Below are 14631 nucleotides of genomic sequence, written 5' to 3' on the forward strand. Positions count from 1 at the left end.
CTAGAGGCGTTCGGGGGTCCTGATGCCGAGCAGCGCCATGCCCCGGTGGAGCGTGCGGGCCGTCAGGTCGACGAGGAACAGCCTGTTCTCGACGACCTCCGCCGGGTTCGCGTCGCTCAGCACGTGGCACTGGTCGTAGAACGTCGTCAGATGCGACGCCAGCTGGTACAGGTACGCGGCCAGCTTGTGCGGCTCGTACCCCGAGGCCACGTCCAGGAGCAGCTCGCCGAACTGGTCCAGGTGCAGCCCCAGCGCACGCTCCGCCGGAGCCAGCGCCAGCTCCGGATGGGCCACCGCACGCCTGTCCCCTGCCTTGCGGTGGATCGACCGGCTGCGGGCGTACGCGTACTGGAGGTACACGCTCGTGTCGCCGTTCAGCGACACCATCTGGTCCAGGTCGAACTTGTAGTCCCGGACGGCTGACGTGGAGAGGTCCGCGTACTTCACGGCGCCGACCCCGACGAACCGGCCGTTCTCGACGATCTCCTCCTCGGAAAGACCCATCTTCTCGGCCTTCTCGCGGACCACCGCGGTGGCACGGTCGATCGCCTCGTCCAGGAGGTCCACCAGCCGGACCGTCTCGCCCTCACGCGTCTTGAACGGCTTGCCGTCCTTGCCGAGGACCGTGCCGAAGGCCAGCTGCTGCGCCTTGGTGTCCTCGTTCAGCCAGCCCGCCCTGCGTGCCGTCTCGAAGACCATCTTGAAGTGCAGGGACTGGCGGGCGTCGACCACGTACAGGAGCGTGTCCGCCTTCAGGTCGAAGACGCGGTTCCTGATCGCGGAGAGGTCGGTCGCCGCGTAGCCGTAGCCGCCGTCCGACTTCTTCACGATCAGCGGCACCGGGTTGCCGTCCGGGCCCTTCACGTCGTCGAAGAACACGCACAGCGCGCCCTCGGAGCGGACCGCCACGCCCGACTCCTCCAGGAGGCGGCACGTCTCGTCCAGCATGTCGTTGTAGCCCGACTCGCCGACGATGTCCGCGTCCCGGATCTCCATGTCCAGCTTCTCGAAGACCGAGAAGAAGTAGACCTTCGACTCGTCCACGAACCGCTGCCAGACGGCGAGGGTGTGCGCGTCGCCCGCCTGCAGGTCGACCACCCTGCGGCGCGCCCGGGTCTTGAACTCCTCGTCGGAGTCGAAGTGCGTGCGGGCCGCCTTGTAGAGGCGGTTGAGGTTCGACATCGCCTCCTCGCCCGTCTCGGCGGTGGCGGTGTCCCCGGCGTCCGCGGCGGTCTTGCGGTCCAGCTCGTGCGGGTGCTCGTCCAGGTACTGGATGAGCATGCCGAACTGGGTGCCCCAGTCGCCGATGTGGTGCCGCCTGACGACGCTCTCGCCGACGAACTCCAGGATCCGCACGACCGCGTCGCCGATCACCGCGGAGCGGAGGTGCCCCACGTGCATCTCCTTCGCCACGTTCGGCTGGGCGTAGTCGATGACCGTCGTGCCGGGGTGCGCGGTGAGCGGTACGCCGAGGCGGTCCGCCGGGTCCGCGGCGCGGGCCGCGAGGGTTTCCGTGATCGCCCGGTCCGTGAGGGTGATGTTCAGGAAGCCGGGGCCCGAGACCTCGATGTCCTGGATCAGGTCACCCGTGACGACCTGGTCGACGACCTGGGTCGCGAGGTCCCTGGGGTTGGCCTTCGCCTTCTTCGCCAGGGCGAGGATTCCGTTGGCCTGGAAGTCCGCCCTGTCGCTGCGTCGCAGCAGCGGGTCCGCGTCCGCGGTCTCCGGCAGGGCTGCCGTGAGTGCGGTCGCGAGGCGCTGGTGGACGTGGGCGGTGAGGGACGTGACCGGGGGCATGGGGTGGGTGCCGTTCTCCTCGTGGGCATGGATCAGGCCAGTATCCCACGGGGGTAAAGGGGTTTTCCGCCCCCGCCGCCCCTGCCCGTCCCGTCACCGACTCAGGGGCTCCGCCCCCGAACCCCCGGTCCTCAGACGCCGGACGGGCTGGAAAACCAGCCCGTCCGGCGTCTGAGGACGAGCGCGAAGCGCGATACGAGGGGCGGCGGGGGCGGTGAAAAGGCGTTTTCGTGGATGCGGGCCGAGCTGGGACAATGAGCCGGTCAGCCGTGTCGAACCGTAGGAAAGAAGGACGTGCCGATCGTGGCTCAGAGCACCGAGACCACCGACTGGGTCTCCCGTTTCGCGGATGAGGTCATCGAGGAGTCGGAGCGCCGAGCCCCCGGCAAACCCGTCGTCGTCGCGTCCGGACTGTCCCCCTCGGGCCCCATCCACCTCGGCAACCTGCGCGAGGTCATGACCCCGCACCTCGTCGCCGACGAGATCAGGCGGCGCGGGCACGAGGTCAGGCATCTGATCTCCTGGGACGACTACGACCGGTACCGGAAGGTGCCGAACGGCGTTCCGGGGGTCGACGCGTCGTGGGCCGAGCACATCGGCCGGCCCCTGACCTCCGTACCCGCCCCGGCCGGGTCCGCGTACCCGAACTGGGCCGAGCACTTCAAGGCCGCCATGGTCGAGGCGCTCGCCGGGATGGGCGTCGAGTTCGACGGGATCAGCCAGACCGAGCAGTACACCTCCGGGGTCTACCGCGAGCAGGTCCTGCACGCGATGAGGCACCGCGGTGACATCGACGCGATCCTCGACCAGTACCGGACCAAGAAGGCCCCCGCGAAGAAGCAGGGGCAGAAGCCCGTCGACGAGGCCGAGCTGGAGGCCGCCGAGGGGTCGGGCGCCGCCGCCGAGGACGACGGCACCGGATCCGCCGGGTACTTCCCGTACAAGCCGTACTGCGGTGGTTGCGGCAAGGACCTCACCACCGTCACGGCCTACGACGACGACACCACCGAGCTGACCTACACCTGTACCGAGTGCTCCTTCTCGGAGAGTGTGCTGCTCAGCGAGTTCAACCGCGGCAAGCTCGTCTGGAAGGTCGACTGGCCGATGCGCTGGGCCTTCGAGGGCGTCGTCTTCGAGCCGAGCGGTGTCGATCACTCGTCCCCCGGGTCCAGCTTCCAGGTCGGCGGGCAGATCGTCGGGAGCATCTTCGGCGGCAAGCAGCCCATCGGGCCCATGTACGCCTTCGTGGGGATCTCCGGGATGGCGAAGATGTCGTCCTCGAAGGGCGGGGTCCCGACTCCGGGCGACGCTCTGAAGATCATGGAGCCGCAGCTGCTGCGCTGGCTCTACGCCCGCCGCCGGCCCAACCAGTCGTTCAAGATCGCCTTCGACCAGGAGATCCAGCGGCTCTACGACGAGTGGGACAAGCTGGGCGCCAAGGTGGCCGACGGGTCCGCCCTGCCGGGGGACGTCGCCGCCTACGCGCGCGCTGTCGGCACCGCGGCCGGCGAGCTCCCGAAGACGCCCCGGCCGATGGCCTACCGCACGCTCGCCTCCGTCGCCGACATCACCGCGGGCGCCGAGGACCAGACCCTGCGCATCCTCGGCGAGCTCGACCCCGCGGACCCGATCACCTCGCTCGACGAGGTCCGGCCGCGGCTCGACAAGGCGGAGGCCTGGATCAACACCCAGGTCCCCGCCGACCAGCGGACCGTCGTGCGCGAGGACGCGGACGCCGAACTCCTCAAGTCCCTCGACGACCAGGGCCGCGCCTCACTGCGGCTGCTGCTCGACGGCCTCGACACGCACTGGTCGCTGGACGGGCTCACCCACCTCGTCTACGGCGTTCCGAAGGTCCAGGCCGGCTTCTCCGCCGACGCCACGCCCAAGGAACTCCCGGCGGAGATCAAGGTCGCCCAGCGCACGTTCTTCGCGCTGCTCTACCACCTGCTGGTGGGCCGTGACACCGGCCCGCGCCTGCCCACCCTGCTGCTCGCGGTGGGCCAGGAGCGGGTGAGGAAGCTGCTCGGGGAGTAGCCGGGCGGCAGCAGTACTTACTGACCTGCTTGTACGTGAGAGAGGGCGCCCGGAGTTCACCGGGCGCCCCCTGCCGCGTATGCGCGCCTGTGCTACGCGATGTGGTCTTCTTCCAGTTCCATGAAGTGGCGGTTCGTGAAGCGCGTGACCAGCCGCTTGGCCTCCTGCTCGGGCAGGTCGACGCGGAACTCCGCCTCTACGTCGGAGCCGAACTCACGCGGAGTCGGATAACTACCGTGTCCGTTTATCGACCGCTTGAAGAGCTGGTAGAACGACTCCTCGTCCGGCTCCTGAACCGGAGTGCCGCCGCCCTCGCCGAGCTGGCGGGTGCGGTTCGGACCTGACGGGATCGGGAAGGTGCCGGTGTCCTCCATGGACGGCTCGGGAGCGGGCTCGGGAGCCTGCGGCTCCCGCTCGAACCGTCGCCGGTCCTGGAACCGCCGCTCGTCCTGGAGTCGTTGCTGTTCCTCGAACTCCTCGGCCTGCTGCTGCTCCGCGTACCACTGGGTGTACGCGGCCTCCGGGTCGTACGTCGGGTCGTAGCCGCCCTGGTACGCGACGGACTGGGGGTCCCGGGCATGCAGCCAGGGGTTCTGCACCTCGGCGGGGTCCGGCTGCTCGGGGGGCTCGGGGAACTCGTCGCCCTCGGCAGCGGGGCGCCGCGCCCGGTCGGGAGCCGCCTCGTCCCGTACGGCGGGCGCGGCCACGGGGGTGCGGCTGCCCGCGGACGCCTCAGCCGGCTCCAGCGCGGGCTGCGGCGCCGGGGGCAGCAGTGCGGGCTCGATGCCCGCCGCCGCCAGGCCGGAGGGGGCGGTCTCGGCCAGCGGGACGCCGTAGCGGGCGAGCCGCAAGGGCATCAGGGACTCCACCGGGGCCTTGCGGCGCCAGGCGCGGCCGAAGCGGGAGCGCAGCCGCGCCTGGTAGACGAGACGTTCCTGCTCCAGCTTGATGACCTGGTCGTAGGAGCGCAGTTCCCACAGCTTCATCCTGCGCCACAGGAGGAACGTGGGGAGCGGGGAGAGCAGCCAGCGGGTGAGGCGTACGCCCTCCATGTGCTTGTCGGCGGTGATGTCCGCGATCCGGCCGACCGCGTGCCGGGCCGCCTCCACGGAGACCACGAACAGGATCGGGATGACGGAGTGCATGCCCACGCCGAGCGGGTCCGGCCAGGCGGCGGCGCCGTTGAAGGCGATCGTCGCGGCCGTCAGCAGCCACGCCGTCTGCCGCAGCAGCGGGAACGGGATCCTGATCCAGGTGAGGAGCAGGTCGAGCGAGAGCAGGACGCATATACCCGCGTCGATGCCGATCGGGAACACGTAACTGAAGTTCCCGAAACCCTTCTCCAGGGCGAGTTCGCGGACCGCAGCGTAGGAACCGGCGAAGCCGATCGCTGCGATGACGACCGCCCCGAAGACGACCACTCCGATGAGGATCTTGTGCGTCTTGGTGAGCTGCATAGGCGCGGCCACCCGTACTCCCCTCCCCTTACGACCTGTTGCGCGCAACAGAGTGGCACATGTGTACGGGGTGCGGATGCCCGGTACGGGTGGAGCCCGGCCTCCGTGGGGGCCGGGCTCCACCAAATGTCCTGGTAGGGCTGCGAGTGGGGGGCGTCGAACTGGACGCCGCGGTTCCCGACTCGGGCCCCGGGTCAGTCCTTCTCGGTGGCGGACTTGTCGGGGCTCGCGCTGTCGTCGGAGCCGCCGCCGAGGTCCGAACCCTTGCCGGAACTCTTGCTCGCGGACTTGCTGGGGGACGCGCTCGCGCCCGCGTCCGACCCGGCCGTGGCCCCGTCACCGCCGCCGTTCGCGGTCACCACCGCCTGGACGGCCTCCTTCGCGGCCTTCTGCGCCGACTTCGTCAGATCGGCCGCCTTCGGGGAGTCGTCGCCCGCGAGGCCCGCGCCGTTGTAGTCGACGGTCACGACGACGTTCTCCACGCGCGTCACGAGCGTCTGCTGCCGGAAGGTGCCTTCCTTCTTCTTCAGGTCGTACGTCACCAGCGTCGCCTCGTTGCCCGTGCCGGACACCGGCTGCGACTTGGTGTTCTTCGCGTCCTCCACCGCACGCGCGTCCTCGGCGTGCTTCGCGTAGTACTCCGAGGCCAGCTTCTCGCCCGTGCCCCGGCTCTCGTCCGACTCGAAACGCAGCAGCGACACGTTCAGCCAGCGGAACTGCGAGCCCTTCACACCCTTGTTGTCCAGGCTGTCCCAGGAGCAGTTGCCGCGTGTGCCGACGTCTTCGGACTTGCCTTCTTTGCCGGACCCCGCGCCCTCCGGGACAAGATCCTTCAGCGTCTTCGACGAGAACACCTTGCACGGCTCGGGAAGCTTCGCGTACGTCGCCTCCTTCACCACCGCGGCCGCCTCCGTGGCGGAGGACGAGGCCGAGGAGCCGGACTCCTTCTTCGCGTCGTCGCCGGAGCCGTCGCCGGAGTCCGAGGAGCAGCCGGAGGCGACGAGCATCACCGGGACGGCGGCAACCCCGACCAGGACGCGGGTGAGTCGCTGACGGTGTCGCTGTACGGATCGGTGCATGGTTCCTTCACTCAAGACGCTCGGGTGTACGTGCGGACGGCCGCGTTGTGCGCCGGACCGCACTCGGTCGGGTCCGAGGAGCCACGGTAGCCCGAACGGGACATGTGCGGCTCAGGTTCCGCCGAGGCCGAAACCCCCGCCGAACGTCCCTAATCGCTGAACGACTCGGCGAGCTGACCCGCCAGTTTCCGCGCCCTGTCCTGCATGTCCTCGCTGCTCGGGATGTCCGTGACGGTCGCCGGCTGCTCGTCGTACTGGATCGTCACGACCACGTTGGACGTGCGGAACACCACAGTCACCGTCCGCTGCTTGGAGTCGTTCAGCGCGTCGTCGAGGAACGCCGTGTTGCCCAGATCGTCGAGCGTGCGGGGCTGGAGGGCGCTCGGCGTGGAGCCGGGGACGCCACTGGCGGAGGGATCCGTGGAGGGATCCGTGGAGGAGTCCGTGGAGGGGTTCGCGTTCGCGTTCGTGGAGGAACCGCTGTCGCTGTCACCGGAGGCGTCGTCCGGCGCACCGGACGTGCTGGACGCGCCGGCATCGGGGGTCGACCCGGAGCCGGACCCGGGCGACTCGGACGCGTCAGGTGCCTTCGACGAGGCCGAGGGCGACGCGGCCGGTGCCGGAAGGTCCGCCGCCACCTCCTTCTTCGCGTAGAGCTCCGCCGCGCGGTCGTCGTCGCTCACCGCGTTGTCGTACGAGACCACCCGCTCGAAATCCACCAGCAGATGGTCCGTCGCGGTCGCCGACTCCGCCTTCCAGCGGCAGCCGACCTTCCGGTCCGTGTCGTACGTGACCGTCGCCGTGCCCTCGTAGGCCTCCTCGCGCCGCTCCTCGTCCGTGAGCTGCTCGATGCCCGGCAGCAGCGAGTCCAGAGTGCTGTGCGACACCGCGCCGCAGGGCTCCGGGAGGGTGCGGTACTTGCCCGGCTGCGCGGCGGCGGCCGTCGACGTCGTGCCGCCCGGCTTCGGGTCGTCCTGGCCGCCGCTGTCCGGCGATCCGCCGGTGCAGCCGGCCAGCAACGCCGCGAGGAGCGCGGCGACGCCGGGTACGTACGCCTTCCGCTGCACGGTGGGGCTCCTCTCGACGGGTCGATCGACTGTGCTCACGACCAGGGTGTCCTGTGGTTATTCGGTTGCCGCACGGGGGTGGGCCCTGGAGACAATGTGTATCGCACGCACTGCCGTGGACGCCGGTCCGTTGTCCCAAACGTTGGCCTTGGCGCCGGTTTTGCGATTTAAGACTTCTGTTGGTTTTCCGGGGGAATGAGGACGATATGTCGTACGTGGAGATGCCGGGGGCGAAGGTTCCGATCCGTATGTGGGCGGACCCGGCGTCGGTGGAGGAAGGGGCGATGCAGCAGCTCCGCAACGTCTCCACGCTCCCCTGGATCAAGGGCCTGGCCGTCATGCCGGACGTGCACTACGGAAAGGGCGCGACGGTCGGATCGGTCATCGCGATGCGGGGTGCGGTGTGTCCGGCGGCGGTCGGGGTGGACATCGGCTGCGGTATGTCCGCGGTCAGGACGTCCCTGACGGCCAACGACCTGCCGGGCGACCTGTCCCGGCTGCGGTCGAAGGTGGAGGAGGCGATTCCGGTCGGGCGGGGGATGCATGACAGCCCGGTCGATCCCGGCGGCTTCCACGGCCTCGCCACCCGGGGGTGGGACGACTTCTGGGGGCGGTTCGACGGGGTCGCGGAGGCGGTGAAGTTCCGTCAGGGGCGGGCCACCAAGCAGATGGGCACCCTGGGTGGCGGAAACCACTTCTGGGAGTTCTGCCTCGACTCGGACAACGCGGTCTGGATCATGCTGCATTCCGGTTCCCGGAACATCGGCAAGGAACTCGCGGAGCATCACATCGGTATCGCGCAGAAGCTCTCGCACAACCAGGGGCTGATCGACCGCGACCTCGCCGTATTCATCGCGGACACCCCGCAGATGGCGGCGTACCGGCACGATCTCTTCTGGGCGCAGGAGTACGCGAAGCACAATCGCGCGATCATGATGGCGATCTCGAAGGACGTGGTCCGCCGGGAGTTCAAGAAGGCGAAGGTGACCTTCGAGCCGGAGATCTCCTGCCATCACAACTACGTGAGCGAGGAGCGGTACGAGGGCATGGACCTGCTGGTCACCCGCAAGGGCGCCATCCGCGCGGGCTCCGGCGAGTACGGCATCATCCCGGGCTCGATGGGCGCCGGTTCGTACATCGTGAAGGGTCTCGGCAACGAGAAGGCGTTCAACTCCGCTTCGCACGGCGCGGGCCGGCGGATGAGCCGTAACGCGGCCAAGCGCCGCTTCACGACCAAGGACCTGGAGGAGCAGACGCGGGGTGTGGAGTGCCGAAAGGACTCCGGTGTCGTGGACGAGATCCCGGCCGCGTACAAGCCGATCGAGCAGGTCATCGACCAGCAGCGGGATCTGGTCGAGGTGGTGGCGAAGCTGAAGCAGGTCGTGTGCGTGAAGGGTTGACGAATCCGTGCCGTATGAATTCATGCGGCACGGATTTCGCTTTGCCACGCAGGGTTTTGCTTTGCCGCGCGGGGGTTTCGGGTTTCGCCGCTGCTTCGCGTGCGTGAGCGCGTGTTACAGCTCCCTGTGGACCTTCGTGTTGGAGGCCTGGGCGCGGGGTCGCACCACCAGCAGGTCGATGTTGACGTGCGAGGGGCGCGTGACCGTCCACGTGATCGTCTCGGCGACGTCCTCGGCGGTGAGGGGCTCGGCCACTCCGGCGTAGACCTTCGCCGCCTTCTCGGTGTCCCCGCCGAAGCGGGTCAGGGCGAACTCGTCGGTCCGCACCATGCCGGGGGCGATCTCGATGACCCGGACCGGTGTGCCGACGATCTCCAGGCGGAGGGTCTCGGCGAGGACGTGCTCGGCGTGCTTGGCGGCCACGTAACCGGCGCCGCCCTCGTAGGTGCTGAGGCCCGCGGTCGAGGAGACGACGACCACCGTGCCGTCGCCGGACGCGGTCAGCGCCGGGAGGAGGGCCTGGGTGACGTTCAGCGTGCCGATGACGTTCGTCTCGTACATCTGGCGCCACTCCGCGGGGTCGCCGGACGCGACCGGGTCGGCGCCGAGCGCGCCGCCCGCGTTGTTGATCAGGACGCCGATCTTCTTGAAGGCCGTCGCGAACTCGTCGACCGCGGCACGGTCGGTGACGTCCAGCGCGTACGCCATCGCCTCGCCGCCCGCCGCGCCGATCTCCTCCGCGAGCGCCTCGATACGGTCCTTGCGGCGGGCCGTGAGGACCACCCGGTAGCCCGCGACCGCCAGCTGCCGGGCCGTCGCGGCACCGATTCCGCTGCTCGCACCGGTGACGACGGCGATACGGGACGCGGCGGCGGGCGCGGTGGATGCGGCGGGTGCGGCGGCGGTCATGGGGTGCTCCTCGGCGGAGGGGGGCGGGCGGGGCGAACTGCGGCCGGCGCTCGCTCGTACGGTCGATTGCTCTCCCGGCCAGGATAGGCGGGCTCGGTGGGCGGACGGACGTCTCACCTGATGGGCGGCGCCTGGCGGGCGGCCGGGGTGGCATACATGCGGTGACCCACGGGGTCAGGGACGGGACACACGGCGGGCCGACGCGGAGGACATGAGAGATGCGGGATCTTTGTGGGCGGGTGGCGGGCGCCCTGGTCGGCACGGCTGCCGTTGTGGCTGTTGCCGTCCTGGGGCCGGCGGGGCCGGCGGGTGCCGTGGGCGCTGCGTCGGCGGGTGCCGTGGGCGGTGCGCCCGAGGCCGATCTCGCCTTTCACGGGCGGCTGTGGATGGACGGTGGCCGGGTCGAGTTGCGGATGACCCCGCAGAACCATGGTCCCTTCGGGGTCGCCGACGCGACGGTCCGGCTGCGCTGGTCGGCGCCGCTCGCGGACGAGCAGCGGTTGCCGGCCGGCTGTGCGCGGTCGGGGGCGCGGGCCGTGCTGTGCCGGACGGGTGCGCTGCCCGCGGACGGGTGGGGGCGGACGCTCGCCGTGGCGGTACGGCTGAGGGGTGAGCCGGCGGAGGTGACGCTGGGGATCGACACGGTGTGGGGTGGCGGGGCGGTGGATCGCAATCACCGCAACGACCGGCAGGAGGTGCTGGTGCTGGACACCGGGGACAGTTACGTCTTCTAGGGGGCGGGGGGCGGGGGGCGGGGAGAGGGGGGTGCTCGCGCTGTTCCTCGCGCGCCTGAAGGATTGCGCCGTTCCCCGCGCCCCTTAGAGGGTGGGGGTGCGGGTGTGCGGGGTGGTGCCGGCCCGGTGGGGGCTTGTCGCGCCGTTCCTCGCGCCCCTGAGGGGTTGCCCTTGGGGTTTGGCTGTGGGGTGGGGGTCTTTTGGGGGCGCGGGGAACTGCGCGCTCAGCCCCCGCCGGGCCGCAGGTGGGGGGGAGGGTAGGGGGTGGGGAATAGGCGGGGCGTGGGGGTCGTTTGCGGGTATAGTTGAATCGTCAACAACCTGGAGGATGAGGTAGCCATGCAGTTCGGGATCTTCACCGTCGGCGATGTCACGCCGGACCCCACCACGGGCCGGACCCCGTCCGAGCATGAGCGGATCAAGGCCATGGTCGCCATCGCGCAGAAGGCCGAGGAAGTCGGGCTCGACGTCTTCGCGACCGGTGAGCACCACAACCCGCCGTTCGTGCCGTCGTCGCCGACCACCATGCTCGGCTGGGTCGCCGCCCGCACCGAGAACCTCATCCTCTCCACCTCCACCACCCTCATCACCACCAACGACCCGGTGAAGATCGCCGAGGACTTCGCGATGCTCCAGCACCTCGCGGACGGGCGCGTGGACCTGATGATGGGGCGCGGCAACACCGGTCCGGTCTACCCCTGGTTCGGCAAGGACATCCGCCAGGGCATCAACCTCGCCGTCGAGAACTACGCCCTGCTGTACCGGCTGTGGCGCGAGGAGACGGTGACCTGGGAGGGCAAGTTCCGTACGCCGCTGCAGTCGTTCACCTCGACGCCGCGACCGCTGGACGGCGTGCCGCCGTTCGTCTGGCACGGCTCCATCCGCTCGCCGGAGATCGCCGAGCAGGCCGCGTACTACGGGGACGGGTTCTTCCACAACAACATCTTCTGGCCGGCCGACCACACCAAGCAGATGGTCGAGCTGTACCGGTCGAGGTACGCGCACTACGGGCACGGCACGCCCGAGCAGGCGATCGTCGGGCTCGGCGGGCAGATCTTCATGCGGCGCAACTCGCAGGACGCGGTGCGGGAGTTCCGGCCGTACTTCGACAACGCGCCGGTGTACGGGCACGGGCCGTCGCTGGAGGAGTTCACCGAGCAGACGCCGCTCACGGTCGGCTCGCCGGAGCAGGTCATCGAGAAGACGCTGGCCTTCCGGGACTACGCCGGTGACTACCAGCGGCAGTTGTTCCTCGTGGACCATGCCGGGCTGCCGCTGAAGACCGTGCTGGAGCAGATCGACATGCTGGGCGAGGAGGTCGTGCCCGTGCTGCGGGAGGAGTTCGCCAGGAGGCGGGCGGCCGGGGTGCCGGACGCGCCCACGCATGCGGCGCGGGTCGCTGCTGCCGCCGCGGCGGCGGAGGCCGGCCAGGAGGTGACCGCGTCATGAAGCTGGTCGTCGTCTCGGCGGGGCTGAGTGTTCCGTCGTCCACGCGGTTGCTGGGGGACCGGCTTGCCGCGGCCGTCGTGGGGCGGGCCTCCGCGGCGGCTCCGGCCGGGGCCGGGTCCGGGGTCCAGGTCCAGGTGGTCGAGTTGCGGGATCTCGCGGTCGAGATCGCGCACAACCTGACCACCGGGTTTCCGGGGCCGGCGCTCGGTGCGGCGTTGTCGGCGGTGGCGGAGGCGGACGGGCTGATCGTGGTGACGCCGGTCTTCTCCGCGTCGTACAGCGGGCTGTTCAAGTCGTTCTTCGACGTGCTGGACCGTGACGCGCTGGCGGGGAAGCCGGTGCTGGTCGCCGCGACCGGTGGGTCGGCTCGGCACTCGTTGGTGCTGGAGCATGCGATGCGGCCGTTGTTCGCGTATCTGCGGGCGGTGGTGGTGCCTACCGGGGTCTACGCGGCGTCGGAGGACTGGGGCGCGGAAGGGCTGGCCGAGCGGATCGGGCGGGCTGCGGGGGAGTTGGTCGCGCTGGTGGGGGTTGGGGGGCCGCCTGCGCCTGCGCCTGCGCCTTCGGCGGTGGGGCGGGCCGGGGGTGACCAGGTCGGTGAGTTCGAGGTGGTGCCGTTCGCGGAGCGACTTGCCGCGGTGCGGGTCCCCTAGGGGTGCGGGTTTCGGCTGCGGGCCGGTGGGGGTGGGCCGCGCAGTTCCCCGCGCCCCTTGGTGGGGCTGGGCCCGGGTGTTCGGGTGCGGGCCGGTGGGGGTCGGCCGCGCAGTTCCCCGCGCCCCTTGGTGGGGCTGGCCCAGATGTTCGGGTGCGGGCCGGTGGGGGTCGGCCGCGCCGTTCCCCGCGCCCCTGACGGGGCCTGGGGCCCGCGGGCGAACTTCGCACCCCCGCCCCCGTCCTCCCAGGGGCGCGAGGAACTGCGCGACAAGCCCCCACCGGGCCGCAGCCGGACGCATGGCCGCAGGCCCCACCCCCCCTGGGCCCGCAGGCATACTTCGCGCCTCCGCCCCGTCCTCCCAGGGGCGCGGGGAACGGCGCGACAAGCCCCCACCGGGCCGCAGCCGGACTCATGGCTGCAGGCCCCACCCCCCCCCGGTGAGCCCGCGGGCGAACTTCGCACCCCCGCCCCCGTCCTCCCAGGGGCGCGGGGAACTGCGCGACAAGCCCCCACCGGGCCGCAGCCGGACGCATGGCCGCAGGCCCCACCCCCTGGGGGCGCGGGGAACTGCGCGAGACGGCCCCGCCGGGGGGCAGGCGGGTCTTCTGGGTCTGGTTCTGTTCTCGCGGTTCGCAGCCCGGCTTGTGGGTCGGTGGTTCAGGGGGCCGTTGTCCGGGGCGCGGGGGCGTGGGGGCGGGGCGGGAGCGCCCGGCGCAGTCTGCGGGTCTGGCGGCGGACCCAGGCCGCCGCGCGGGATCGGCCCCGCGCCCACGCCCGCCGCCCCCGCGTGGACCCGAGCTCCGCGAACAGGTCCTCGTAGCGGGCCACGATCGGCTCCGCGTCATAGCGGTGCGAACCCGCCAGCGCCGCCCCGCCCATCGCCCGCCGCAGCGGCTCGTCGGTGATCAGGTCGAGCATCGCCTCGGCCAGCGCGCGGGAGTCGCCCACCGGCACCAGCCGCCCGTCGACGCCCTCGGTGATGATCTCCGCCGGCCCCAGCGGACAGTCCGTGCTGATCACCGGCACCCCGCAGCGCATCGCCTCGACCAGCGTCATCCCGAACGACTCCGCGTCCGACGCCGATACCACCATCGCCGACTTCGCGAACTCCGCCTCGATGGGCGTGCGCGGGCCCATGAGGCGTACATGCCCCGAGAGCCCGAGACCGTCGACCAGGTCCTGGAGGTGGTCGCGCCGCGCACCGCCGCCGTAGATCCGCAGCCGCCAGTCCGGTTCCTTCGAGGCGACCGCCGAGAAGGCCTCTATCAGCAGGTCGAAGCGTTTGCCGGGGACCAGCCGCCCCGCCGCGGCCACCACCTTCGTCGTCTCGTCGCGGGTGATGCCCTCGGGCGCCGGCACGATGTTCGGCACCGCCGCGACCCGGACGCCCGGCAGGTTCATCCGCTGCCGGTACACCTCCGCGTCCGCCTCCGTCGTCGTCACGACCGCGTCCAGGCGGCGGTAGTGCCGCGCCAGCACGGCCCGCAACCGCTTGGAGTGCGAGTCGTGCCGCAGGTGTTCCTGGGCGACGCGCAGGGCCCGGCGCGGCGCGAAGAGGGAGACGTAGACGTTGATACCGGGCCGGGTGCCGATGATCACGTCGGCGTCGCAGCCGGTCAGGTACGCGGCGGCCCGCCGGTCGGTGAGGCGCGTGTACTGGTCGTACCGTTTGTCGGAGTTCGGGAAGTCCGTGGCCGCGAGGGCGTATCCGGCGTCGGTGAGGTCCGGGCTGCCGTCCCGTTCGTCCACCAGCGGTACGACCGTGATCCGCGGATCGATGGTGAACCGCGGCTCGTTCCGGTGCCGCCGCATCGACACGATCTCCACGTCGTGGTGGTCGGCGAGCGCCGCCGCGAGATTGAGCGTCGTACGGACGGTCCCGCCGATGGCGTACGCGTTGTGCAGCAGGAACACGATCTTCATGCGGCCCGTGCGGCCTGTACGGCTGCGGCCCGTACGGCTGTGCCCCCTGCGGCTCATTCGCTTCGCGGCCTCCTCGCCCGCCGTACGCTCCGTGCGTTCCGTACGCTCCGTGCGTCCAGTGCGC

At 70.8% G+C, this 14631-nt stretch carries 11 protein-coding genes; 5 read left to right on the forward strand and 6 right to left on the reverse strand.

Going from position 1 to position 14631, the window contains the following annotated elements; all coding sequences use genetic code 11:
- Positions 1 to 1797 (reverse strand): arginine--tRNA ligase, encoded by a 1797-nt coding sequence (gene argS, locus ACH4DZ_RS32370; protein WP_398291170.1) that lies wholly within the window; start codon positions 1795 to 1797, stop codon positions 1 to 3.
- A 294-nt stretch (positions 1798 to 2091) separates the two neighbouring features.
- Here argS and lysS point away from each other — a divergent pair, with 294 nt between their 5' ends.
- A complete protein-coding gene (gene lysS / locus ACH4DZ_RS32375; RefSeq protein WP_398291172.1) occupies positions 2092 to 3834 on the forward strand; it encodes a lysine--tRNA ligase in 1743 nt (580 codons plus the stop codon).
- Positions 3835 to 3926: 92 nt separating this feature from the next.
- Here lysS and ACH4DZ_RS32380 read toward each other — a convergent pair whose 3' ends face one another.
- The 3 genes from ACH4DZ_RS32380 to ACH4DZ_RS32390 all read right to left on the reverse strand — a co-directional run bounded on the left by ACH4DZ_RS32380 (position 3927) and on the right by ACH4DZ_RS32390 (position 7437).
- Positions 3927 to 5303: a DUF2637 domain-containing protein gene (locus tag ACH4DZ_RS32380; protein ID WP_398291174.1), complete on the reverse strand. Its 1377-nt coding sequence runs from the start codon at positions 5301 to 5303 to the stop codon at positions 3927 to 3929.
- Positions 5304 to 5485: 182 nt separating this feature from the next.
- On the reverse strand, positions 5486 to 6370 hold the full coding sequence (locus tag ACH4DZ_RS32385) for a DUF3558 domain-containing protein (RefSeq protein ID WP_398291176.1): 885 nt from the start codon (positions 6368 to 6370) through the stop codon (positions 5486 to 5488).
- Positions 6371 to 6519: 149 nt separating this feature from the next.
- Positions 6520 to 7437, reverse strand: a complete 918-nt coding sequence (locus ACH4DZ_RS32390; protein WP_398291636.1) for a DUF3558 domain-containing protein — start codon at positions 7435 to 7437, stop codon at positions 6520 to 6522.
- Positions 7438 to 7643: 206 nt separating this feature from the next.
- On the opposite strand from ACH4DZ_RS32390, the gene ACH4DZ_RS32395 reads away from it, so the two are divergent.
- Entirely contained in the window at positions 7644 to 8837 is a 1194-nt protein-coding gene (locus ACH4DZ_RS32395) for an RtcB family protein (protein ID WP_398291178.1), read from the forward strand.
- Between the two features lie 114 nt (positions 8838 to 8951).
- Here ACH4DZ_RS32395 and ACH4DZ_RS32400 read toward each other — a convergent pair whose 3' ends face one another.
- Positions 8952 to 9746 (reverse strand): SDR family NAD(P)-dependent oxidoreductase, encoded by a 795-nt coding sequence (locus ACH4DZ_RS32400; protein ID WP_398291180.1) that lies wholly within the window; start codon positions 9744 to 9746, stop codon positions 8952 to 8954.
- Between the two features lie 218 nt (positions 9747 to 9964).
- On the opposite strand from ACH4DZ_RS32400, the gene ACH4DZ_RS32405 reads away from it, so the two are divergent.
- The 3 genes from ACH4DZ_RS32405 (at position 9965) to ACH4DZ_RS32415 (ending at position 12582) form a co-directional block, all read left to right on the forward strand.
- On the forward strand, positions 9965 to 10480 hold the full coding sequence (locus ACH4DZ_RS32405; protein ID WP_398291182.1) for a hypothetical protein: 516 nt from the start codon (positions 9965 to 9967) through the stop codon (positions 10478 to 10480).
- A 339-nt stretch (positions 10481 to 10819) separates the two neighbouring features.
- Positions 10820 to 11929, forward strand: coding sequence for an LLM class flavin-dependent oxidoreductase (locus ACH4DZ_RS32410; protein ID WP_398291184.1), 1110 nt, complete (start codon positions 10820 to 10822; stop codon positions 11927 to 11929).
- Entirely contained in the window at positions 11926 to 12582 is a 657-nt protein-coding gene (locus ACH4DZ_RS32415) for an FMN reductase (protein WP_398291186.1), read from the forward strand. Before ACH4DZ_RS32410 ends, ACH4DZ_RS32415 begins: the two co-directional genes overlap by 4 nt.
- A 659-nt stretch (positions 12583 to 13241) precedes the next feature.
- Here ACH4DZ_RS32415 and ACH4DZ_RS32420 read toward each other — a convergent pair.
- Positions 13242 to 14507: a glycosyltransferase family 4 protein gene (locus ACH4DZ_RS32420; RefSeq protein WP_398291638.1), complete on the reverse strand. Its 1266-nt coding sequence runs from the start codon at positions 14505 to 14507 to the stop codon at positions 13242 to 13244.
- Positions 14508 to 14631 lie beyond the last annotated feature (124 nt).

The sequence above is a fragment of the Streptomyces sp. NPDC017991 genome, assembly GCF_044328075.1.
Lineage (GTDB): Bacteria > Actinomycetota > Actinomycetes > Streptomycetales > Streptomycetaceae > Streptomyces.

Bases quoted from the DNA above. Each gene is read 5' to 3' on its own strand.
- argS (WP_398291170.1), bottom strand. From the start codon at position 1,797: ATGCCCCCGGTCACGTCCCTCACCGCCCACGTCCACCAGCGCCTCGCG.
- ACH4DZ_RS32385 (WP_398291176.1), bottom strand. From the start codon at position 6,370: ATGCACCGATCCGTACAGCGACACCGTCAGCGACTCACCCGCGTCCTG.
- ACH4DZ_RS32395 (WP_398291178.1), top strand. From the start codon at position 7,644: ATGTCGTACGTGGAGATGCCGGGGGCGAAGGTTCCGATCCGTATGTGG.
- ACH4DZ_RS32400 (WP_398291180.1), bottom strand. From the start codon at position 9,746: ATGACCGCCGCCGCACCCGCCGCATCCACCGCGCCCGCCGCCGCGTCC.
- ACH4DZ_RS32405 (WP_398291182.1), top strand. From the start codon at position 9,965: ATGCGGGATCTTTGTGGGCGGGTGGCGGGCGCCCTGGTCGGCACGGCT.
- ACH4DZ_RS32410 (WP_398291184.1), top strand. From the start codon at position 10,820: ATGCAGTTCGGGATCTTCACCGTCGGCGATGTCACGCCGGACCCCACC.
- ACH4DZ_RS32415 (WP_398291186.1), top strand. From the start codon at position 11,926: ATGAAGCTGGTCGTCGTCTCGGCGGGGCTGAGTGTTCCGTCGTCCACG.
- ACH4DZ_RS32420 (WP_398291638.1), bottom strand. From the start codon at position 14,507: ATGAAGATCGTGTTCCTGCTGCACAACGCGTACGCCATCGGCGGGACC.